The 21,291-nt window shown below is 73.6% G+C and carries 15 protein-coding genes and 3 pseudogenes; 14 read left to right on the top strand and 4 right to left on the bottom strand.

The genetic code is table 11. The features are described 5' to 3' along the window. Positions 1-924: serine/threonine-protein kinase (locus tag AB0E96_RS21580; protein WP_359826018.1), on the bottom strand; the 924-nt coding region annotated here is incomplete at its 3' end. A 448-nt stretch (positions 925-1,372) separates the two neighbouring features. On the opposite strand from AB0E96_RS21580, the gene AB0E96_RS21575 reads away from it, so the two are divergent. Together AB0E96_RS21575 and AB0E96_RS21570 are read left to right on the top strand one after the other, a co-directional pair. Continuing rightward, complete coding sequence (locus AB0E96_RS21575; RefSeq protein WP_359826015.1) at positions 1,373-5,971, top strand: hypothetical protein; 4,599 nt, start codon at positions 1,373-1,375, stop codon at positions 5,969-5,971. A gap of 51 nt (positions 5,972-6,022) precedes the next feature. Further along, positions 6,023-7,054, top strand: a complete 1,032-nt coding sequence (locus tag AB0E96_RS21570; RefSeq protein ID WP_359826012.1) for a ribosome-inactivating family protein — start codon at positions 6,023-6,025, stop codon at positions 7,052-7,054. Positions 7,055-7,080: 26 nt separating this feature from the next. Here AB0E96_RS21570 and AB0E96_RS21565 read toward each other — a convergent pair whose 3' ends face one another. From AB0E96_RS21565 to AB0E96_RS21555, 3 genes and pseudogenes are all read right to left on the bottom strand, one after another. Then, on the bottom strand, positions 7,081-7,860 hold the full coding sequence (locus AB0E96_RS21565) for a GntR family transcriptional regulator (RefSeq protein WP_359826023.1): 780 nt from the start codon (positions 7,858-7,860) through the stop codon (positions 7,081-7,083). A gap of 188 nt (positions 7,861-8,048) precedes the next feature. Further along, positions 8,049-8,396, bottom strand: a pseudogene (locus tag AB0E96_RS21560) (sulfite exporter TauE/SafE family protein); the annotation flags it as partial. A 337-nt stretch (positions 8,397-8,733) separates the two neighbouring features. Continuing rightward, positions 8,734-9,837 (bottom strand): annotated as a pseudogene (locus AB0E96_RS21555) (YihY/virulence factor BrkB family protein); the annotation flags it as partial. A 47-nt stretch (positions 9,838-9,884) separates the two neighbouring features. On the opposite strand from AB0E96_RS21555, the gene AB0E96_RS21550 reads away from it, so the two are divergent. The 12 genes and pseudogenes from AB0E96_RS21550 to AB0E96_RS21495 all read left to right on the top strand — a co-directional run bounded on the left by AB0E96_RS21550 (position 9,885) and on the right by AB0E96_RS21495 (position 21,124). Next, positions 9,885-9,968 carry a putative leader peptide gene (locus tag AB0E96_RS21550; RefSeq protein ID WP_310593185.1) on the top strand — a complete coding sequence of 28 codons (84 nt, stop codon included), beginning with the start codon at positions 9,885-9,887 and terminating at the stop codon, positions 9,966-9,968. A gap of 197 nt (positions 9,969-10,165) precedes the next feature. Continuing rightward, entirely contained in the window at positions 10,166-11,890 is a 1,725-nt protein-coding gene (locus tag AB0E96_RS21545) for a nitrite/sulfite reductase (RefSeq protein ID WP_359826009.1), read from the top strand. After that, positions 11,887-12,069: a hypothetical protein gene (locus AB0E96_RS21540; RefSeq protein WP_359826007.1), complete on the top strand. Its 183-nt coding sequence runs from the start codon at positions 11,887-11,889 to the stop codon at positions 12,067-12,069. The genes AB0E96_RS21545 and AB0E96_RS21540 overlap by 4 nt, the downstream gene beginning before the upstream one ends. Then, entirely contained in the window at positions 12,050-12,751 is a 702-nt protein-coding gene (locus AB0E96_RS21535; RefSeq protein WP_359826004.1) for a phosphoadenylyl-sulfate reductase, read from the top strand. Before AB0E96_RS21540 ends, AB0E96_RS21535 begins: the two co-directional genes overlap by 20 nt. Before the next feature lie 61 nt (positions 12,752-12,812). Further along, positions 12,813-13,409 (top strand): adenylyl-sulfate kinase, encoded by a 597-nt coding sequence (gene cysC, locus AB0E96_RS21530; RefSeq protein WP_359826002.1) that lies wholly within the window; start codon positions 12,813-12,815, stop codon positions 13,407-13,409. Next, positions 13,406-14,362 (top strand): sulfate adenylyltransferase subunit CysD, encoded by a 957-nt coding sequence (cysD, locus tag AB0E96_RS21525; RefSeq protein ID WP_359825999.1) that lies wholly within the window; start codon positions 13,406-13,408, stop codon positions 14,360-14,362. The genes cysC and cysD overlap by 4 nt, the downstream gene beginning before the upstream one ends. Before the next feature lie 2 nt (positions 14,363-14,364). Continuing rightward, entirely contained in the window at positions 14,365-15,708 is a 1,344-nt protein-coding gene (locus AB0E96_RS21520) for a GTP-binding protein (protein ID WP_359825996.1), read from the top strand. Between the two features lie 245 nt (positions 15,709-15,953). Then, positions 15,954-17,111, top strand: coding sequence for an aliphatic sulfonate ABC transporter substrate-binding protein (locus AB0E96_RS21515; protein ID WP_359825993.1), 1,158 nt, complete (start codon positions 15,954-15,956; stop codon positions 17,109-17,111). A 179-nt stretch (positions 17,112-17,290) separates the two neighbouring features. Further along, positions 17,291-18,094, top strand: coding sequence for an ABC transporter ATP-binding protein (locus tag AB0E96_RS21510; RefSeq protein WP_359825990.1), 804 nt, complete (start codon positions 17,291-17,293; stop codon positions 18,092-18,094). Beyond that, positions 18,081-18,908, top strand: a pseudogene (locus tag AB0E96_RS21505) (ABC transporter permease); the annotation flags it as partial. The gene AB0E96_RS21510 and the pseudogene AB0E96_RS21505, both read left to right, overlap by 14 nt. 6 nt (positions 18,909-18,914) lie before the next feature. Further along, the gene (locus AB0E96_RS21500) at positions 18,915-20,402 is read left to right on the top strand and encodes an aldehyde dehydrogenase (RefSeq protein WP_359826020.1); all 1,488 of its coding nucleotides are present in this window, start codon (positions 18,915-18,917) and stop codon (positions 20,400-20,402) included. Further along, complete coding sequence (locus AB0E96_RS21495; RefSeq protein ID WP_359825987.1) at positions 20,399-21,124, top strand: gamma-glutamyl-gamma-aminobutyrate hydrolase family protein; 726 nt, start codon at positions 20,399-20,401, stop codon at positions 21,122-21,124. The genes AB0E96_RS21500 and AB0E96_RS21495 overlap by 4 nt, the downstream gene beginning before the upstream one ends. The last annotated feature ends 167 nt before the right edge of the window (positions 21,125-21,291 follow it).

Raw genomic sequence — 21,291 nt, 5'->3', positions numbered from 1 at the left:
GGCCGACGGCGGGCCCGACGGGTCGGCGGGCGGAGGTGCCGACGGCGGGCCGGCCGGGAGGTCGAGCTCGGTGGTCGGGCCTCCGCCCGCCGGTCCGCCGGCGCGGTCCGCCGGTGCGCCCTCGCGCCGCGGAACGGCGCTCCCGCCCGCCGGTCCGGAGCCCTCGAGCATGGCCAGCGCCGTCGCGGCGTCGGGCCGTCCCGCCGGGTTCCGGGAGAGCAGGGCGGTGATCAACGGGGCCAGCCGGCCCGCCCGTTGGAGCGGCGGGACGATCGCGAGCGCGATGGCGGCGATCGTCGTCGCGGCCGTCTCGCGCCGGAACGGCGACACCCCCTCGACGGCCTCGTAGAGCGTCGCGCCGAGGCTGAACAGGTCGACGGCCGGGGTGTCCGGTTCGTGGGCCAGCCGCTCCGGGGCGATGTAGTCCAGCGAGCCGACCACGGACCCGGTGGTGGTCAGGACGGTGCCCGCGTGGTTCTTGGCGATGCCGAAGTCGGCCAGCAGCACCCCGCCGTCGTCGGCGAGCATGATGTTGGACGGTTTCACGTCGCGGTGGACGATGCCCGCCCGGTGTGCCGCGGCCAGCGCCCGCAGCACCCCGGCGGCCACCTCGGCGGCCCGCTCCGGCTCCAGCGGCCCGTCGGCCCGGAGCACCTGGGCCAGCGATCGGCCGCGGACCAGCCGCATCACCGTCCACGGGCCGCCGTCCTCCACCACCACGTCGTGCACCGCGACGACGTTGGGGTGGTCGCGGAGCGCGGCCGCGTGGCGGGCCTCCGCCATGGCCCGGGCGATGGCCCGCTCGTGGTCGTCCTCGGAGAGGCCCTCCTCCCATCGGACCTCCTTCACCGCGACCTCGGTGTCCAGCAGTTCGTCCCTGGCCTCCCAGACCTGGCCCATGCCGCCGGCCGCCAGGGATCTCACCAGCCGGAACCGTCCGCCGACGAGCCTGTTCGATGCGGATGACAACTCCATGCGAAACCCTTACGCGACAGATGGGTGACGGAACGTCAGATCGGAACGCCGAGCATACCGAGCGCGTGCGACGGTCCGGGCCCCGATCGGTAACCGTCCGGTGCCCGCCCCGGAGCCGCCCGGGCCGGGCCACCCGGCCGGGCGCGCGGCGCCGGCCCGGCGGGGGCGGGCGAGTGGGCGGGTGGCCGTCGCCACGAGCCCCCGAGTGGACGCCCCACCGGGCGGCCTCCACACACCGTTCGTACAGTGACAACTGCGCTGCGGAGCACTCCGGCTCCGCCGTGGCGCGGCGGCAGTCCTGATCGAACGGACCGGCACGAGGGGCCGCACCCACCCGGTGTTCCCCGCCGGCGGTCGGCCGCCCTCCCGCTACCGGGCCCACCAGGAGGAACAGGTCATGATCTGCATGGAAGCCGGCGGCCTCTCCATGGAGCACGGCGTCACTCGGCCGCCCGGCCCGGCGGGGGGCGAGGAGGTGGTCGTCACCTGGACGGTGACGAACACCGGCTCCGTCAAGACCGGTGCCACCCCGTGCAGCTGGGAGGCGGGCGCCGGCCTGGACATCGTCAGCTCCACCGTCGACGGCGTCGGGTCCGACCCGTACAACAGCACGCTGCCGGCCCTGGAACCCCGTGCCAGGACCACGGCAGCGGTGACCCTGCGGGTCTGGCCGACCGACACCTCCGTCCCCACGGGGATCAACTTCGCCGCCACCACCACGGGCGGCCTACTGTTCGAGACCGTCGCGATCCTCCCCGTCGGACGGGTGGACCTGAAGCTGTCCGGAAACCCAGCCGCAGGCACGGTGAATGCGGATCAACTCGCCAGGTTCGGCTGGAAGTTGGAGAACGGCGGGCCGTCCGTCGCCGGAAACACGACGGTACGGGCCACCCTGCCGGCCGGAGTGGTCTTCGACTCGGCCGACGGGGGCGGCGCCCTCCAGGCGGACGGCACCGTCCTGTGGCAGCTCGGGTTCCTGGGCCCGAAGCGGCCGCACGAGGTGACGGTCACGGCAAAGGCCTCCGCCAAGGCCCAGGACCCCCTGGTCGCCACGGCGGTGGCCTCGTCGGACACACCGGCGACCAGCCCGGCGGTGCCGGTCCCCGTCACCCTGACGCTCCGGGAACTCGCCACACTCACCTGCGCCGAGCCCGTCGTCAGACCCGAGAAGGCCGTCGCCGGGCGGGACCAGGTCACGGTCGGCTGGACCTTCCACAACGCGGGCCCCTCGACCGTCCGGGGCCTGGCCGTCACCGCGACCCTGCCTTCCGCTCTCTCCTTCGTCTCCGCCACTCGGCGCGGTGCGCTCCAGAACGACGGAAAGGTCGTCCGTTGGGCGTTTCCCTCGGTCGAGCCCGGTGACCTGACCGTGGCCGTCACCGCGAGGGTCTCCCCCGACGCCACCGGCGAAGCGACCGTCGAGGCGACGGCCGCCGCCTCGACCACGGATGCCAAGACCGGAAAGCCGATCACCCTCACCATCCCCGGGGCGAGCACGACCGTCACCGCCGAGGCCGAGCTGGCCCTGCGCGGCGCTCCCACGGACCCGCCCTCGGTCGTGGCGGGTGACCGCGACCACCCGGCGACCTTCCGCTGGACGCTCACCGACACCGGGAGTTCCACGGCCACCGGGGTGACCGCACGGGCCACCCTGCCGTCCAACGCCACCTTCGTCTCCGCCAAGCCGACGGCCACCCGGAAGAACACCCCCGCCGGCACCGAGCTCACATGGGACCTGGGCGCCCTGGCGCCGAACCGCCCCATCGACCTCACCGTCACCGCCTGGCCCGCCCCGGACGTGCTCGGCGCGCTCATCGCCACCGCCCGGGCCGACGCGAAGACCCCCGATCCCGAGACCGGGAAACCGGCCACCACCGCCGAGGCCCCGTCCACGGCCCAGGTGACGGCGAAGGCCCAACTCAGGATCACCGAGACCCGGTGCTTCCCTACCGCCGTCCAGGAGAAGGACCAGCTCGCCCTCTCCTGGCACGTGGTCAACACCGGCCCGTCCGTCGCCCGCAAGGTCGTCCGCACGGTGGACCTCCCGAAGGCACTGACCCTCGACACGGACCAGAAGGCCACGCTCGACCCGGTGGACCTGCCGCCCGACCCGCACGGCCGCTGGTTCACCGTCGGCACCGTGGTCGGCAGCACGGACGGCGGCGAGGTCGAAGTGATCGGAAGGTTCACCGGCACCGGCTCGACCGAGGTCCGGCAGTCCATCGAGGTCCCCGCCGAGAAGAGGAAGCGCCCCGCGAACCACTTCCCCTCCGGCTTCCCCGCGATCAGCCTCCCGCCCCCGTTCGGCGGTGGCGCGAGCGGCGGGGACAACGAGGGGAAGGACGACCACAACGACGACGAGGACGAGAAGAACAGGACCACCGGTCTGAAGTTCACCGAGGCGAGGGCGGACCCGGAGAAGGTGGAGCCCGGTGGGGACCTCACCTACTCCTGGACCCTCAAGAACACCGGCCGAAAGGTGGCCGCCAAGAACGTCTGCGTCACCCTCACCCTGCCCGAGGACATCACCCCGACGAAGGTCGACGGCCTGAACGCCCTCCCGACACCCCGGGTGATCACCGGCTGGATCTCCGAGCTCGGCCCGGGCACGTCCCGGTCCGTCTCCGTCCGGGCCACCGTCGGGGACTCCGCCACCGGCGAGCTGTCCGCGCGCGCGTACGCCGTCTCCGCCCAGGCCTACCCGGTCTGGAAGACGGCCACCGCCACCGTCGAGGTCACCTCGAACCTGGACCTGAACGGGACGGTCGCCCCGAACCCGGCGGATCCCGGGAAGCCGGTCACCTACCGCTGGGTCCTGACCGCCAAGGGGCCCTCCTCCGCCTCCTCGGTCACCGCCACGATCACCGTGCCCGAGGGGCTGACCGCCCCGGCCGGCAAGGTCACCGAGGGCGGTTCGCAGCAGGCGGCCTGGCACGAGGACAAGCGCGAACTCGTCTTCGACGGCCTCGGCACCCTGGAGAAGGGCGCGTCGCTGACGATCGAGGCCACCGCCACCGTCGACCAGGGCACCCCCGGCCCCCTGGCGGCGACCGCCCTGGCCCGGGCCGCCGACGCCCCCAAGGTCACGAACACCCTGACGGCCGAGCTCAAGCCGGCGTCGATCCTCACCGGCACGGCCGTCCCCTCCCCGGTGATCGCCGGGCGCGACCTCACCCTGGTGTGGACGCTCACCCACACCGGCGGGCCGGCCGCCGAGAGGATCGACCTCACCGCCGAACTGCCGTCCTCCACCACCTACCTCGCCTCCTCGCACGCCGGAGCCCCGACGAAGGACGGCAAGGAGATCGTCTGGCCGACGATCGACCGGCTGGAGCCGGGCGGGCAGGACACGGTCACCGTCACGGTCCTCGTGGACCCGGCTGCCAAGGAGGGCACTCCTCTTCCCGCCGTGACCGCCACCGCCAAGGCGGGCAGTACCGCCGAGGCCACCGGCACGATCCATCCGGTCCCGGTCACCCGGGCGAGCACGCTCGCCGTCACCGGCACCGGCAGGCCCAGCCCGGTGGCGGCCGGCCGGTCCGCCTCGCTGGTCTGGACGGTGGTCAACCTCGGCCCCTCGGTGGCCTCCGGCGCCACCACCGAGCTCGTTCTGCCCCCGGAGCTGGGCAGTCCGAAGGTCACCGTCTCCAATGGCGCCGGCACGTCCGGCGGCCCCGGCACGACACCCCTGCCCGACGTGGAGCCGGGTGTTCCCGTCACCGTGACCGCCACCGGCACCGCCGGCGTCGACGACCTCGCCCGACCGCCGGGCCCGGTGAGCGGCCGGGCCACCGTCAAGGACCTGCCCGAGGCGGTGGCGCGCGTCGAGATCGACTCCGACGCCGTCCTGGTCCTCACCCCCGACGCGGACACCGCGAAGCAGCGCGCCGTCGACGCCGGTGCCACCGTCGCGTTCACCTGGACGGCCGCCAGGACCGGCGCCTGCGCCACGGGCCCCGCGGCGCTCCGGGTCGTCCTCCCGCCGGAGCTCACCGCCACCGAGGTCCGGGTCGACGGCAAGCCCGCCTCCTCGCTGTCGCAGAGCGACGGACAGCTGGTCGTCGGCCTCGACGGCCTCGCCGCCGGGGAGAAGCAGACGGTGCGGGTCACCGCGCGCGTACAGCCCCAGACGGACACCACCGCCAACGGCCCCGAACCGCTGGCCGTCGTCGCCCGGCTCCGTGCCGACGGCGCGGACTTCGTCGAGCACACCGCCGTACTGGACGTCACCGCCCGCAGCGCCGTACGGATCGACGCCTTCCAACTCCCGTACCCGGTCGCCGCCGGCGCCGAGACCCGGCTGGTCTGGTCGCTCGGCAACGACGGCCCGTCCAGCGCCCGGAACACCTCCTTCGTGCTGACGCTCCCCAGGGACTTCACCTTCCTCGACGCCACCGTGGACACCCTCCCGCGCGGCGGCACCGTCGACCCCGGGCACCCCGGCCGGTGGACCGTCCCGGTGGGGGACGTCGCGCCGGGTGAAGCCGCCCAGATCGCCGTCCGGATCGCCGTCGGCCCCGACCCGGGCGACCGGAAACCCTCCGTCACCCGGTCCGCCACCGTCGGCACCACCACCGGACTCTCCGGCGGCAGCGACCCGGTGCCCGTCGTCCTCGACCCGCGGGTCCTGATCACCACGGCCGTCTCCCCCACCGCGCCGCGGGTCGGCGACAACGTCACCCACGTCTGGAACCTGACCAACACCGGCCGGGCCACCGCGCGCGGAGCCACCTTCGACGTCACCCTGGAGGGCGCCGGGTTCTCCCCCGACCACGGCTCCACCACCGCCCGGATCACCACGCCCGACGGCCGGACGGCGCTCACCCTCGCCGTCCCGGTGCTCGCCGCCATGGCCGAACAGACCGTCACCCTGACCGGGAAGGTCACCGCCGCCGGGACCCTGACGGCCACCCCCGTGCTCAAGGACGGCACCGGCGCCACGATCCCGCCCACCCCCGCCCCGGCCACGACAACGGTCGAGGGCCCGGCCACCTGACCCGTCGCACCCGATCCGCAGGGCCTCCCGGGCCCCGGAAGGACGTCACCCATGCCCGTTCCCCCCGTTCCCCGACCCCGGGCGGCCCTCGTCACCGCGCTCGCGGCCGCGCTCCTCTGCGCCTGCTCCGCCACCGCGCCGTCCGACCCGCCGCCCGCCCCGGAGGCCCTTCCTCCGGTGTCCCTGGAGTTCGGGGCCCGGCAGTGGGCGGACGGCCCGGCCTACACCGACTACGTGGCGTCGATCCGCCGCGCCGTGGCGCCGGCCGTCGACGCGGTGACCTCCGACGGGACCAGCAGGGCGGTACACATCAGTCCGTCGACGGACCAGAGGAAGGCCCAGCCGAGCCCCCAGCCGCCCACGAAGTACACGGAGAACGACTTCGTCGGGCTCCGGGTCGCCGGCCTCGACGGAACGACGCGCATCACCTTCCTGATGCGCAAGGACGACCTCTACATCATCGGCCTGTACAACGAGGCCACCAAGAAGTACGTCAAGCTCGAAGAGGCCGGTGAGACCTGGCGCCGGTATCCCTTCCCCGACAACACTCCCGAGATCACGAGCGCCCAGTACGCGAAGCTCTGCCCCGACATCACGAACGGGAAGCTGCCGATCACCGTCGACAGTCTGAACAAGGCGGTCCTGGCCCTCGCCCGGAACGCGGAGAAGGCCGACAGGAGCCAACTCTGCCAGCCGGCCGTGCTCTTCGCCGAGGCCGCCCGGTTCGCCGCGGTCGCCGGCGCGGTCGCGGCCACGTGGGGGACCCAGGGCGCGCTCACCACACTGAGCGTGGAACAGTACGACTACCTCCTGAACTGGTCCACGATGACGAAGTACGCCTTCTGGAACACCCGGAAGGCCGGCCAGACCCAGGAAGCGGCGACGTACAAGGCGGACAAGCTCGACATCGGGTCGCCGTCATCCCCCCGGTTCGTCTACCGCAGGGGCGGGACACCGACGGTGTTCGACGTCCTCGCCGTCTACAACGGCAACGCCCGGAGGTACGGGGAGTGCGGCGGAGTGTTCAAGGACAAGCCGCCCAAGAAGCCCCCCTACCCGCCCTGTCTGCCGCCCGCGACGTAACGCCGCGGGGCGCGGTGTCCGTCCCGTCAGGGCGTCTGCACCGGGGCGCCCAGGCGGTAGTCGTGCGCGGAGAACGCGGCGGCGACGGCGAAGCGGTCGCCCCGGACGAGCGTCTGGCGCCACTCGATCAGGCGTCCGTCGGCGTCGTGGCCGAGCCGGTCGATGGCGAGCAGCGCGGTGGTCTCGGGGCAGTCGAGCAGGATGCGCTCCCCGCGGCCCGGGACCACGGCGCGGATACGCTCCCAGCCGCCGCAGATCCGGCTGCCGCAGTGGCGTTCGAGCTCGTCGTAGAGCGCGGTGTGGGTGAAGTCGACGTCCAGCAGCGGGTGGGCCACGTCCGCGGGGAGCCAGATCCGGTCGACGGCCAGCGGCTCCTCGTCCGCGAGGCGGACGCGTTCGAGGTAGACGAGCGGCGTGGACTCCTCCATCCCCAGCCGGGCGGCGATGACGCCGTCGGCGCGCCGGTCGAGCGCGCGCACGACGCTGCGCTGGACGGCGCCGACCTCCTCGACGGCGCGGAACAGGCTGTACGCCTCGCCGACGTCCTGCTCCAGCGGGCGGCTCGCGGTGAACCGCGAGGCCCTGCCGCGCTGGGCGGAGACGAGGCCCTCCTCGCGGAGCTTCCGCAGGGCCTCGCGGACGGTGTGCCGGCTGACCCGGTACTCGGCGACGAGGTCGTGCTCGCCGGGGAAGACGTCGCGGAACTCGCCCTCGTCGAGCCGGCGCAGCAGGTCGGCGCGCAGCTGTGCCCAGAGCGGGTTGCCCGTGGATCGGGTGAGGGGCCTGGGGCCGGGCTCGGGGGTCACGGTGCCGTCCTGGGGGTCAGGGGTCGGTTGGGTCGTGCGGGACACGCAGTGAATGTTCGTACCTTCGGGGCGGCGGCACAAAATCGGCGCCCGCCGGTGGAGGCGGGCGCCGAGGGCCGGGGGCCGGTCGCCGGGGGGCCGGTCGCCGGGGCCGGTCAGCGGGAGGCGGGCACAGGGGAGGTGCGCCGTCAGGCGAGGACGCCGATCTGCATGCAGGCGGCCACCGCGAGCAGGACGACGGCGAAGGCCCGCTGCAGTGCGGCGCCGGAGAGCTTGCCCGCCAGCCGTCTGCCGTCCCAGGCCCCGAGGACGGCCGCGCCCACGAAGGGCCCGAAGACCGCCGGGTCGAGAGACACGCCCGTGACCGTCAGCCGGGTGCCGAGGGCGACGACCGAGTTGATCAGGACGACCACCAGACTGGTCCCGACGGCCCTGCGCATCGGCAGCCGGAGCACCGACACCAGCGCGGGTACGGCGAGGAAGCCGCCGCCGACCCCCAGCAGCCCGGTCACCGCCCCCAGGCCCGCTCCGGCGGCCACCGTCCCCAGGGGCCCGCCCCGGGCCGCGCGTTCCCCGGGCCGGCCGGTGGTGCGGCCCGCCCCGGGCGGTGAGCCGGCCGCGCACGTTGTCGGCGGCGAGGACGTCGGCCCACCGCTCCGGGTACTCGGAGGGCACGTCGACGTCCTCGCCCTCGTCCTCGCCCCACTCCTCCTCGACGCCCTCGGCGAGCCCGAGTTCGCGGGCGCGCCGGGCCCGTTCGACGGCCCGCCGGGCGGCGACCTCGCGGACCACCGCGGCGGCGGCCTCCTCCTGGGCGCGCTCGTTCTCGGCGCGCGCGTCGGCGGTCTCCAGGGTGGGCCAGCGGCGGTCTATCGCGGCGTTCATCGCGGCGCCGATGAGCACGGCGAGCGCCACCACGAAGATCCACAGCAGGACGGCCACCGGCGCCGCCAGCGAGCCGTACACGGAGGGGCCCTCGACCGAGCTGACCAGGTAGACCCGCAGGCCGATGCTGCAGAAGACCAGCACCACCAGGGCGACCAGGGCGCCGGGGATGTCCTCGCGCCACGGGGTCGAGACCGGGACGGCCAGGTGGTAGAGGGTGGTCAGCGAGACGATCAGCAGCACGATCGCGACCGGCCAGTAGAGGGCGCCGACCAGCCCGGCGACCCCGGGCACGGCGTTCTCCAGCAGCCCGGGCCCGGCCATCAGCAGCGGCAGCACCAGCGAGCCGATCACCAGGGCCCCGAGGTAGAGGCCGAGCGACATCGTCCGGGTCTTGACGATGCCCCGCTTGCCGTCCAGCCCGTACATGACGGTGATGGTGTCGATGAAGATGTAGAGGGCCCTGGAGCCGGACCACAGCGACAGCAGGAAGCCGATCGAGACGAGGTCGGGCCGGGCGGTGTCGAACACCTGGTTCAGCAGCGGGACCACGACGTCGTTGACGGAGGAGTCCGACAGCACCGTCCCGGAGGCCGCGACGATGTCGTGCTTGAGCCGGTCGATGGTGCCCGCGTCGAGGAACTGGTCGAGGTAGCCGAGGGTGCCGGCGAGGCCGAGCAGCAGCGGCGGGATCGACAGCAGGGTGAAGAAGGCCGCTTCCGCGGCCAGCCCGGTGACCCGGTACTCGACGCAGGTGTTGGTGGTGTCCTTCACCAGTTCCCACGCCGTACGGCGCCAGGTGGCCTGTTTGACCGCGCGCCGGGAGCCCTTGCCCCTGCGCCGGGAGGGCCGCTCGGCGTTCGTTCTGCTCGTATCGCCTGCTGCTTGCACAGGGCCAACCGTATCGGGCCGGGGCCCGGCGGTTGATCTCCCCGGGGGTACGGGCGCGTGCGCGGGCCAATGGCCGGACGCGCGGCCGGGCCCGCGGAGGGACGCCGGGCGGACGCGCGGCCGGGCCCGCGGAGGGACGCCGGGCGGGGAGCGGCGGGAACGTCCGGTTGTCCCACATGACGATACGTCAGCGTCCAACATTCGGATGTTAGTGGACCGCGAGTCCCGCGCCGTGCGAATCTCTTGCCATGCCTAGCGCCGGAACCACCCTAGTAGGTCGACTCCACGTCGATCTCCTTCGCGTGTCCAGCGCCATCTGTCCGGTGACCTGAGCTCCCACTCCGCCGCTCCCCGCACCCGGCGCCGATCCTCCCGCCATCCCCGCCGCCGCGGATGCGCAGGCGCCCGCCCGGTCCTGGTCACTGCCCTCAAGGCCTTGAGAAATCCGCAGGTCAGAGCAGCACCGTTCGGCCGAGCACGCCCCGCGACCCATTCGGCGCCAGCGCCACCCGCCCCGAAGGACTTCACCATGGCCACCTCCCCCGAGACCGTCGAGCCCACGGCCGACCGCCCCGCCGAGCGACGCCCCGCGGCGGCCCGCAAGGTGACCCGCCACCGCGGCGAGGGCCAGTGGGGCATGGGGCACTTCACCCCGCTGAACGTCAACGAGCAGTTCAAGAAGGACGACGACGGTCTCAATGTGCGGACACGCATTGAGACGATCTACGCGAAGCGGGGCTTCGACTCGATCGACCCCGCCGACCTGCGCGGCCGGATGCGCTGGTGGGGCCTCTACACCCAGCGCAAGGAGGGCATCGACGGCGGCAAGACCGCGATCCTGGACCCGCACGAGCTGGACGCCGAGTTCTTCATGCTCCGGGTGCGCATCGACGGCGGCCGGCTGACCGTCCCCCAGCTGCGGGCGATCGCCGAGGTCTCCGAGCAGTACGCCCGCGGCACCGCCGACCTGACCGACCGCCAGAACATCCAGTACCACTGGATCCGGATCGAGGACGTCCCGGCGATCTGGCAGAAGCTGGAGGCCGTCGGCCTGTCCACCACCGAGGCCTGCGGCGACACCCCGCGCGTCATCCTCGGCTCCCCGGTGGCCGGCATCGCCGAGGACGAGATCATCGACGGCACGCCCGCCATCGAGGAGATCCAGCGCCGTTTCATCGGCAACCCGGACTTCTCCAACCTGCCGCGCAAGTTCAAGTCCGCGGTCTCCGGCTCCCCGCTGCTGGACGTCGCGCACGAGATCAACGACATCTCCTTCGTCGGCGTTGTCCACCCCGAGCACGGGCCCGGCTTCGACCTGTGGGTCGGCGGCGGCCTGTCCACCAACCCCAAGCTGGGTGTGCGGCTCGGCGCGTGGGTGCCGCTGGACGAGGTGCCGGACGTCTTCGGCGGCGTCATCGGGATCTTCCGCGACTACGGCTACCGGCGCCTGCGCAACCGCGCCCGGCTGAAGTTCCTGGTCGCCGACTGGGGCGTGGAGAAGTTCCGCCGGGTCCTGGAGGACGAGTACCTGAAGCGCGCGCTGGTCGACGGCCCCGCCCCGGCCGAGCCCGCCGCCCGCTGGCGCGACCACGTCGGCGTCCACCGGCAGAAGGACGGGAAGTTCTACATCGGCTTCGCGCCGCGCGTCGGCCGGGTCGACGGCAAGCTGCTCGGCCGGATCGCCGACCTCGCCGCCGCCCACGGCAGCGACCGGGTGCGCACCACCGCCGAGCAGAAGATGCTCGTCCTCGACATCGCCGAGGAGCACGTCGACTCCGTGGTGGCCGGCCTGGAGGAGCTCGACCTGCGGGTCACCCCCTCGCCGTTCCGCCGCGGCACCATGGCCTGCACCGGCATCGAGTACTGCAAGCTCGCCATCGTCGAGACCAAGGAGCGCGGCCGCACGCTCATCGACGAGCTGGAGCAGCGCCTGCCGGACTTCACCGAGCCGCTGACCATCAACATCAACGGCTGCCCGAACGCCTGCGCCCGCATCCAGGTCGCCGACATCGGCCTCAAGGGCCAGCTGGTCACCGACGAGCACGGCGACCAGGTCGAGGGCTACCAGGTGCACCTCGGCGGCGCGCTCGGCCTGGAGGCCGGCTTCGGCCGCAAGGTCCGCGGCCTCAAGGTCACCAGCGCGGGCCTGGCCGACTACGTCGAGCGCGTGCTGACCCGCTACCGGGGCGACCGCGCCGAGGGCGAGCGCTTCGCCCAGTGGGCGGCCCGGGCGACCGAGGAGCAGCTGTCGTGAGCGAGCGAGCGGCCCCTTTCTTCTGCCCGTACTGCGGGGACGAGGACCTGCGCCCCTCCGAGGCCGGGCACGGCGCCTGGGAGTGCCACGGCTGCCGCCGCGCCTTCCAGCTGAAGTTCCTCGGCCTGCTGTCACCGACCGACCACGGGGGTACGTCACATGAGCAGCACCGCGACTGACCACGCGGCCCTGGCCGAGCGGGCCGGCCGGGAACTGGAGGAGGCCACCGCGCAGGAGGTCCTCCGGTGGGCTGCCGACACCTTCGGCCGGCGGTTCTGCGTCACCTCCTCGATGGAGGACGCGGTGGTGGCGCACCTGGCGTCCTCGGTGTTCCCGGGGGTGGACGTGGTGTTCCTGGACACCGGCTACCACTTCCCGGAGACCATCGGGACGCGCGACGCGGTGGCCGCGACCATGCCGGTCAACGTCATCACGCTCACCCCGCTGCGCACGGTGGCCGAGCAGGACGCCGAGCACGGGCCGAACCTGCACGACCGCGACCCGGACCTGTGCTGCGCGCTGCGCAAGGTCGAGCCGCTCAACCGGGGCCTGGCCGGCTACGACGCCTGGGCCACGGGGCTGCGCCGCGACGAGTCGCCGACCCGGGCGAACACCCCGGTGGTGTCCTGGGACCCGAAGCGCCGCAAGGTCAAGATCGCCCCGATCGCCCGCTGGACGCAGGAGGACGTGGACGCCTACGTCGCCGCCAACGGGGTGCTGCTCAACCCGCTGCTGTGGGAGGGCTACCCGTCGATCGGCTGCTCCCCGACGTCCTGCACCCGCAAGCCCGCCGAGGGCGAGGACGCCCGGGCCGGCCGCTGGTCCGGCTCCGGCAAGACGGAGTGCGGCATCCACCTCTGAGACCCCGACCGCCCGGGCACCGACCGTCCGGGCACCGCCCCCACCGTGTAAGGAAGACACCGTGACAGCTCACACCCAGGCCGCCGACCCCGCCGCAGAGGCGGCCCGCACGGCCGCCCCCTGCGAGCGCGGCGCCACCGTGTGGCTGACCGGGCTGCCCAGCGCCGGCAAGACCACCCTCGCCCTCGCCCTCGCCGAGCGGCTGCGCGCCGAGGGCCACCGGGTCGAGGTCCTGGACGGCGACGAGATCCGCGCGTTCCTCTCCAAGGGCCTCGGCTTCTCCCGCGAGGACCGCCACACCAACGTGACCCGGATCGGCTTCGTCGCCGAGAAGCTCGCCTCCCACGGCGTGAAGGTGCTGGCCCCGGTGATCGCCCCGTTCGCGGACGCCCGGGCCGCGGTGCGCGAGCACCACGGCGCCAACGGCACCGAGTTCCTGGAGGTGCACGTCGCGACCCCGGTCGAGCTGTGCGCCGAGCGCGACGTCAAGGGCCTGTACGCGAAGCAGGCCGCCGGGGAGATCTCCGGCCTGACCGGCGTCGACGACCCGTACGAGGTGCCGCGGGACCCGGAGCTGCGCCTGCAGACCCAGGGCCGCGAGGTGGCCGAGTCCGCCGCCGAACTGCACGTCTTCCTGACCGAGAGGGGCCTGGCATGACCACCGCGACCGACACCCCGGGCCGCACCGGCGCGCCCGAGCAGGACCCGCGGAGCCCGTTCGCGCTGTCCCACCTGGACGCGCTGGAGGCCGAGTCGGTGCACATCTTCCGCGAGGTCGCGGGGGAGTTCGAACGCCCGGTGATCCTGTTCTCCGGCGGCAAGGACTCCATCGTCATGCTGCACCTGGCGCTCAAGGCCTTCGCGCCCGCCGCGATCCCGTTCTCGCTGCTGCACGTCGACACCGGGCACAACTTCCCCGAGGTCATCGCCTACCGCGACCGCGTCGCCGCGCGGCACAGCCTGCGCCTGCACGTCGCCCACGTCCAGGACTTCATCGACCGCGGCGTGCTGCGCGAGCGCCCCGACGGCACCCGCAACCCGCTGCAGACCGTCCCCCTGCTGGACGCCATCGAGACGAACCGCTTCGACGCCGTCTTCGGCGGCGGCCGCCGCGACGAGGAGAAGGCCCGCGCCAAGGAGCGCGTCTTCTCGCTGCGCGACGAGTTCGGCGCCTGGGACCCGCGCCGCCAGCGCCCCGAGCTGTGGTCGCTGTACAACGGCCGCCACGCGGTCGGCGAGCACGTGCGGGTCTTCCCGCTGTCCAACTGGACCGAGCTGGACGTCTGGCAGTACATCGAGCGCGAGGGCATCGAGCTCCCGGCGATCTACTACGCCCACGAGCGCGACGTCTTCGCCCGCAGCGGCATGTGGCTGACCGCCGGCGACTGGGGCGGCCCCAAGGACCACGAGCCCGTCGAGCGGCGGCTGATCCGCTACCGCACGGTGGGCGACATGTCCTGCACCGGCGCCGTCGACTCCGACGCCACCACCATCGAGGCCGTCATCGCCGAGATCGCCGCCTCCCGCCTCACCGAGCGCGGCGCCACCCGCGCCGACGACAAGCTCTCCGAGGCCGCGATGGAAGACCGCAAGCGCGAGGGGTACTTCTAACCATGACCAGCACCACCGCCCAGCACGCCACCGCCACCTCGCTGCTGCGCTTCGCCACCGCCGGCTCCGTCGACGACGGCAAGTCCACCCTCGTCGGCCGCCTCCTGCACGACTCGAAGTCCGTGCTCGCCGACCAGCTGGAGGCCGTCGAGCACGCCTCCCGCAGCCGCGGCCAGGAGACCCCCGACCTCGCGCTGCTCACCGACGGCCTGCGCGCCGAGCGCGAGCAGGGCATCACCATCGACGTGGCCTACCGCTACTTCGCCACGCCGCGGCGCCGGTTCATCCTCGCCGACACCCCCGGCCACGTGCAGTACACCCGCAACATGGTCACCGGGGCCTCCACGGCCGAGCTCGCCGTCGTCCTCGTCGACGCCCGCCACGGCGTCGTCGAGCAGACCCGCCGGCACGCCGCCGTCGCCGCGCTGCTGCGCGTGCCGCACGTCGTCCTCGCCGTCAACAAGATGGACCTGGTCGGCTACGCCGAGCCCGTCTTCGCCGCCATCGCCGCCGAGTTCACCGCCTACGCCGCCTCGCTCGGCGTCGAGGACGTCCTCGCCGTCCCGATCTCCGCCCTCGCCGGGGACAACGTCGTCGAACCGTCCGCGCACATGGACTGGTACGGCGGCCCGACGCTGCTGGAGCACCTGGAGACCGTCCCGGTCGGCAGCGACCCGAGCGACCGGCCGGCCCGCTTCCCCGTCCAGTACGTGATCCGCCCGCAGACCGAGGAACACCCCGACTACCGCGGCTACGCGGGCCAGTTGGCCTCCGGCGTGCTGCGGGTCGGCGACACCGTCACGGTGCTGCCCTCCGGGCGCACCAGCACCGTCGCCGGGATCGACGCCCTGGGCCGCGAGAGCGACGTCGCCTGGGCCCCCCAGTCGGTGACCGTCCGCCTCGCCGACGACATCGACGTCTCCCGCGGCGACCTCATCGCCGCCGGCCCCGCGCCCGTGCCCACCAAGGACATCGAGGCCACCGTCAGCCACCTCGACGAGCGGCCGCTGCGCGCCGGCGACAAGGTCCTGCTCAAGCACACCACCCGCACCGTGCGGGCGCTGGTCAAGGAGATCAGCTACCGGATCGACATCACCGCGCCGATCGGCGAAGGGGGCCTGGAACAGCGCCCCGCCCCCGACGGGCTGGACGTCAACGACATCGGCCACGTCGTCCTGCGCACCGCCGAACCGCTGGCCCTCGACCGCTACACCGACAACCGCCGCACCGGCTCGTTCCTGCTCATCGACCCGGCCGACGGCACCACCCTCACCGCCGGCATGGCGGGCGAGGCCTTCGCCACCGCACCCACCACCGGCACACCCGACGAGGAGGACTGGGTCTGATGCCCAGCGAGGCGTTCTCGGGCATGGACAAGGAAGGCGGCCGCATCGGCAGCGGCGCCCTCGGCAGCGGCCAGGGCGGCCTGGCCCGATGTGTGGGCCGACAGGGCTGAGAACGCCCTGTCACCGGGCTGTCTCCCCCCACAGCCGCCCGGCTTGCCCCGGCACACCGCTGCCGCGCGCACCACCTTCCGCAACCTTCCACCCGAGACCGCCTCCTGACGGTCCGTCCGCGAACAGGACTCACCATGGCACCGAACCCGGCACCCTCGCATACCCTTTCCCGCCCCCACGCCGGGCGGATCAGACGCACCGCCGCCGCGGCCGTGGCCGGCCTGACCGCGGCGGCCCTGCTCTCCGCCTGCGGCTACGGCTCCAAGGCCGACAAGCCCTCCGGCGCGAGCAACTCCGCGGCCACCTCCGGGGATTCCGGGGTGAAGCTGTCCGCGGACACCGTGAAGATCGGCTACTTCGCCAACCTCACCCACGGCACCCCGCTGGTCGGCCTGCAGGAAGGCATATTCCAGAAGGAGCTCGGCTCCACCCAGGTCAAGACCCAGGTCTTCAACGCGGGCCCGGCCGAGATCGAGGCGCTCAACGCCGGCTCCATCGACATCGGCTGGATCGGCCCCTCCCCCGCGATCAACGGGTACACCAAGTCCGACGGCCAGTCCCTCAAGATCATCGGCGGTTCGGCCTCCGGCGGCGTCAAGCTCGTCGCCAACCCGGACAAGGTCGCCTCCCTGGACGACCTCAAGGGCAAGAAGATCGCCACCCCGCAGCTGGGCAACACCCAGGACGTGGCCCTGCTCAACTACCTCGCGGGCAAGGGCTACAAGGTCGACGCGGCCTCCGGCGCCGGCGACGTCTCGGTGGTGCGCACCGACAACAAGGTCACCCCCGACGCCTACAAGTCCGGCTCCATCGACGCCGCGTGGGTGCCCGAGCCCACCGCCTCCAAGCTCGTCACGCTCGGCGCGAAGGTCCTGCTCAACGAGAAGGACGTCTGGCCGGACAAGAAGTTCGTGATCACCAACATCATCGTCTCGCAGAAGTTCCTCAAGGAGCACCCGGACGTGGTGGAGGCCGTGCTGCGCGGCTCGGTGAAGACCAACGCCTTCATCAAGGCCGACCCCGACAAGGCCAAGGCCGACGCCAACGAGGCGATCAAGAAGGAGGCCGGCAACTCCCTGGAGCCCGCCATCCTCGACCCGGCCTGGGCCGACATCGACTTCCTGGACGACCCGCTGGCGAACACCCTCCAGGCCGAGGCCGACCACGCCGTCACCGCCGGGCTGCTCAAGAAGCCCAACCTGAACGGCATCTACGACCTCACCCTGCTGAACAAGGTCCTCGCCGCCCAGGGCCGGCCCGCCGTCGCGGACGCCGGGCTCGGCGCCAAGTAGCGCCCACGGCAGCGCCGTTCGCCCCGAACGCCGCTCGCCCCGACTCCGCGGTCCGGCCCCCGCCCGCCCGGTCGATCCCCGATCGATGCCCACCGGGACGGGCGGGGCCCGGGCCACGGCCCCGACCTCTCCCTCCGTGCCTGGAGGGGCTCATGACCACTCACGCAGGAGGTGCCCGGATGACTCCGGCACTGACCACCTCGGCGGACGCCCCCGACGCCGACGCCCAGGACGGCGCACCCGCCGTCCGGATCTCCCACGTGCACAAGTCCTTCGGCCGCCCCGGCGCCCTGACCCACGTCCTGGACGACATCACCCTCGACGTGGCCCCCGGCGAGTTCGTCACCCTGCTCGGCGCCTCCGGCTGCGGCAAGTCCACCCTGCTCAACCTCGTCGCCGGCCTCGACCGGCCAACCGGCGGCAGCATCGAGGTGCCCGGCGGCCGCCCCGCGCTGATGTTCCAGGAACACGCCCTGTTCCCCTGGCTCACCGCCGGCCGGAACATCGAACTCGCCCTCAAACTGGCCGGCGTCGCCCGCCCCGAACGCCGCGCCGAGGCCGAGCGCCTCCTCGAACTCGTCCGCCTCACCGGCGCGTACGGCAAGCGCGTGCACGAGCTGTCCGGCGGCATGCGCCAGCGCGTCGCCATGGCCCGCGCCCTCGCCCAGGGCAGCAAGGTCCTGCTCATGGACGAGCCCTTCGCCGCCCTCGACGCCATCACCCGCGACGTCCTGCACGACGAGATCACCCGCATCTGGGCCGAACGGCGGCTGACCGTGCTGTTCGTCACCCACAACGTCCGCGAGGCCGTCCGCCTCGCCCAGCGGGTCGTCCTGCTCTCCTCCCGCCCCGGCCGGGTCGCCCGCGAGTGGCGGATCGACCTGCCCCAGCCGCGCCGCATCGAGTCCGCCGGCGTCGCCGACCTGTCCGTCGAGATCACCGAAGAACTGCGTGGGGAGATCCGCCGCCATGGCCAGCACTGACACCACGCTCACCAAGGCCGACCGGGGCACGAGCGACACCGCCGGCGTCGGTGCCGGACTGGACGCCCTCGACGCCGTGACCGCGCAGCGCGGATCGCTCGGCGAGGCGCTGCGCAGCAAGGCCCTGCCGCCGCTGATCGGCGTCCTGGTCGTGCTCGCGCTCTGGCAGGGCGCGTACAGCCTCGAACTCACCTCCTCCTACAAGCTGCCCAGCCCGGCGGACGTGTGGCGCTCCGCCCAGGACCTCTGGTACCAGGGCACGCTGCTCTCCATCGTCTGGACCAGCGTCTGGCGCGGTCTGTCCGGCTTCCTGCTCGCGGTGGTCATCGGCACCCCGATCGGGCTCGTCGTCGCCCGGGTCAGACCGGTGCGCACCGCCATCGGGCCGGTCCTGCAGGGCCTGCAGTCGCTGCCCTCGGTCGCCTGGGTGCCCGCCGCCGTCATCTGGCTCGGCATCAACGACTCCATGATGTACGCCGTCATCCTGCTGGGCGCCGTCCCCTCGATCGCCAACGGCCTGGTGGCCGGCATCGACCAGGTGCCGCCGCTGTTCCTGCGCGCCGGACGCACCCTCGGCGCTACCGGCCTCAGCGGTGCCCGGCACGTCCTCGTCCCCGCCGCCCTGCCCGGTTACCTCGCCGGGCTCAAGCAGGGCTGGGCCTTCTCCTGGCGCTCCCTGATGGCCGCCGAACTCGTCGCCTCCTCACCCGACCTGGGCCGGGGCCTGGGCCGTTTCCTGGAGGACCAGCGCGAGTTCTCCGACATGTCCGGCGTCCTGCTCGGCATCATCCTCATCCTCTTCGTCGGCATCGCCATCGAACTGCTCGTCTTCACCCCGGACTGGCTCCGCCGGGCCGAGACCCTCGAACCGGCCGTCACCCACCTGATCGCCGGCGACGACGAACCCGGCGACGGCCGCACGTTCCCCGTGGTGTCGCCCCGCGACGGCCGGGTGCTGGCCCGGGTCGCCGACGCCGGGGCGGCCGAGGTCGACGCGGCCGTCGCCGCCGCCCGCCGCGCCTTCGACCACGGCCCCTGGCCGCGGCTGTCCCCCGCCGAACGCGGCCGCGTCCTGCTGCGGATCGCCGACCTCCTGGAGCAGCGGCGGGCCGAACTGGCGCTCACCGTCAGCCTGGAGATGGGCAAGCCGATCACCGACGCCCACGACGTCGAACTGCGGGCCGTCATCACCACCTTCCGCTGGTACGGCGGGCTCGCCGACAAGCTCACCGACGAGTCCCCGCACACCGCGCCCGACGCCCTGGCCCTCGTCACCCGGGAGCCCGCCGGCGTCGTGGGCGCGGTCGTCCCCTGGAACTTCCCCCTCACCCTGGCCGGTTGGAAGATCGCCCCGGCGCTGGCCGCCGGCTGCACGGTCGTCCTCAAGCCCTCGGAGCACTCACCGCTGTCCGCCCTGCTGCTCGGGCGGATCGGCCTGGAGGCCGGGCTTCCGCCGGGCGTCCTCAACGTCGTGGCCGGCGACGGACCCGTGGCCGGCCGCGCCCTCGGCCTGCACCCCGACGTGGACGTCCTCGCCTTCACCGGCTCCACCGCCGTCGGCCGCCACTTCCTGCACTACTCCGCCGACTCCAACCTCAAGCGGGTCTGGCTGGAGCTGGGCGGCAAGTCGCCCAACATCGTCCTGCCCGACGCCCCCGACCTGGACCGGGCCGCGGCCACCGCCGCCTGGGGCATCTTCTTCAACCAGGGCGAGATGTGCACCGCCCCCTCCCGGCTGCTGGTGCACCGCACCGTCGCCGAACGGGTCACCGAGGCGGTCGTGGCCCGCGCCCGCGCCCTGCGCGTGGGCGACCCGCTCGACCCCGCCACCGAGATGGGCGCCCTGGTCGGCGAGGACCACCTCGACCGGGTGCTCGGCCACGTCCGCACCGCCCTCGACGACGGCGCCCGCCTGCGCACCGGCGGCGCCCGCACCCTGGCCGGCACCGGCGGGACCTACCTCGAACCGACCGTCTTCGACCAGGTCGCCCCGGACAGCCGGCTCGCCCGCGAGGAGGTGTTCGGCCCGGTGCTCTCCGTCCTCGCCTTCGACGACCTCGACGAGGCCGTCGCCCTCGCCAACGCCACCGACTACGGCCTCGCCGCCGGCCTGTGGACCTCCGACCTCTCCACCGCCCACACCGTCTCCCGCGCCCTGAAAGCCGGTACGGTCTGGGTCAACTGCTACGAGGAGGGCGACCTCACCGTGCCCTTCGGCGGGAGGAAGCAGTCCGGCAACGGACGCGACAAGTCCGCCCACGCCCTGGAGAAGTACACCGAACTCAAGACCACCTGGATCCAGCTGTGACCCACCGTCCGCTCATCGCGGTGCCCGCCCGGTTCGCCGCCTCCACCTCCGCGCTGCGGTACGCCGCCGAGGTCAGCGCCAGGGCCTTGGTCGAGGCCGTCTGGCGGGCCGGCGGCGAGCCCGTCACCCTGCATCCGCACGCCCCCGGCGGCACCGCCGACCCCGCCGAGGTGGCCGGGCGGCTCTCCCGCTTCGACGGGCTGCTGCTCCCCGGCGGCGGGGACCTCGCCCCCCACCGCTACGGCGCGGCCGGCACCCACGCCGCCGTCTACGACGTGGACGACGAGCAGGACGCCTTCGACCTCGAACTCGCCCGGCAGGCCCTCGCGGGCCGGGTGCCGCTGCTGGCCGTCTGCCGCGGGCTCCAGGTGGTCAACACGGTGCTGGGCGGCACCCTGCACCAGGACATGGGCGGCCCCGGGCGCGAGCACCGGCACGTCCGGCACCCCGTCCGGCCCGCCCCGGGCTCCCTACTGGCCGGGATCACCGGCGGCGGCGAGGTCACCGTGTCCTGCTACCACCACCAGCACGTGGACCTGCCGGGGGAGGGGCTGAGCGTCACCGCCCGGGCCGCCGACGGGACCGTCGAGGCCGTCGAACTCCCCGGGCACGACGGTTGGTTCGCGGCCGTGCAGTGGCACCCGGAGGACACCGCGCACGAGGACCGGGCGCAGCAACGGCTCTTCGACGCGCTCGTGCGGGCCGCCCGCGGAGCCGCCTGAGCCCACGGTGCCGCCGGAGCCCGCCGAGCCGCCCGAGCCCGCCGAGCCGGCTGTGCCCGAGCCGGCCGGTGGGCCCACTCCGAGCAGGTCACCGCCGCGGTGGACCCGTTCAAGATGCAGGGCGCCGTCTCCCAGGACGGCACCACCGCCTACGCGACGGTCAACTA

The sequence above is a fragment of the Kitasatospora sp. NPDC036755 genome (assembly GCF_040636595.1).
Taxonomy (GTDB): domain Bacteria; phylum Actinomycetota; class Actinomycetes; order Streptomycetales; family Streptomycetaceae; genus Kitasatospora.
The sequence above is the reverse complement of the archived record's forward strand: the minus strand, read 5'-3'. Positions and strand labels throughout refer to the sequence as shown.

Bases quoted from the DNA above. Each gene is read 5' to 3' on its own strand.
- AB0E96_RS21545 (WP_359826009.1), top strand. From the start codon at position 10,166: ATGGCCACCTCCCCCGAGACCGTCGAGCCCACGGCCGACCGCCCCGCC.
- AB0E96_RS21550 (WP_310593185.1), top strand. From the start codon at position 9,885: ATGCCTAGCGCCGGAACCACCCTAGTAGGTCGACTCCACGTCGATCTC.
- AB0E96_RS21520 (WP_359825996.1), top strand. From the start codon at position 14,365: ATGACCAGCACCACCGCCCAGCACGCCACCGCCACCTCGCTGCTGCGC.
- AB0E96_RS21515 (WP_359825993.1), top strand. From the start codon at position 15,954: ATGGCACCGAACCCGGCACCCTCGCATACCCTTTCCCGCCCCCACGCC.
- AB0E96_RS21510 (WP_359825990.1), top strand. From the start codon at position 17,291: ATGACTCCGGCACTGACCACCTCGGCGGACGCCCCCGACGCCGACGCC.
- AB0E96_RS21570 (WP_359826012.1), top strand. From the start codon at position 6,023: ATGCCCGTTCCCCCCGTTCCCCGACCCCGGGCGGCCCTCGTCACCGCG.
- AB0E96_RS21535 (WP_359826004.1), top strand. From the start codon at position 12,050: ATGAGCAGCACCGCGACTGACCACGCGGCCCTGGCCGAGCGGGCCGGC.
- AB0E96_RS21575 (WP_359826015.1), top strand. From the start codon at position 1,373: ATGATCTGCATGGAAGCCGGCGGCCTCTCCATGGAGCACGGCGTCACT.
- cysD (WP_359825999.1), top strand. From the start codon at position 13,406: ATGACCACCGCGACCGACACCCCGGGCCGCACCGGCGCGCCCGAGCAG.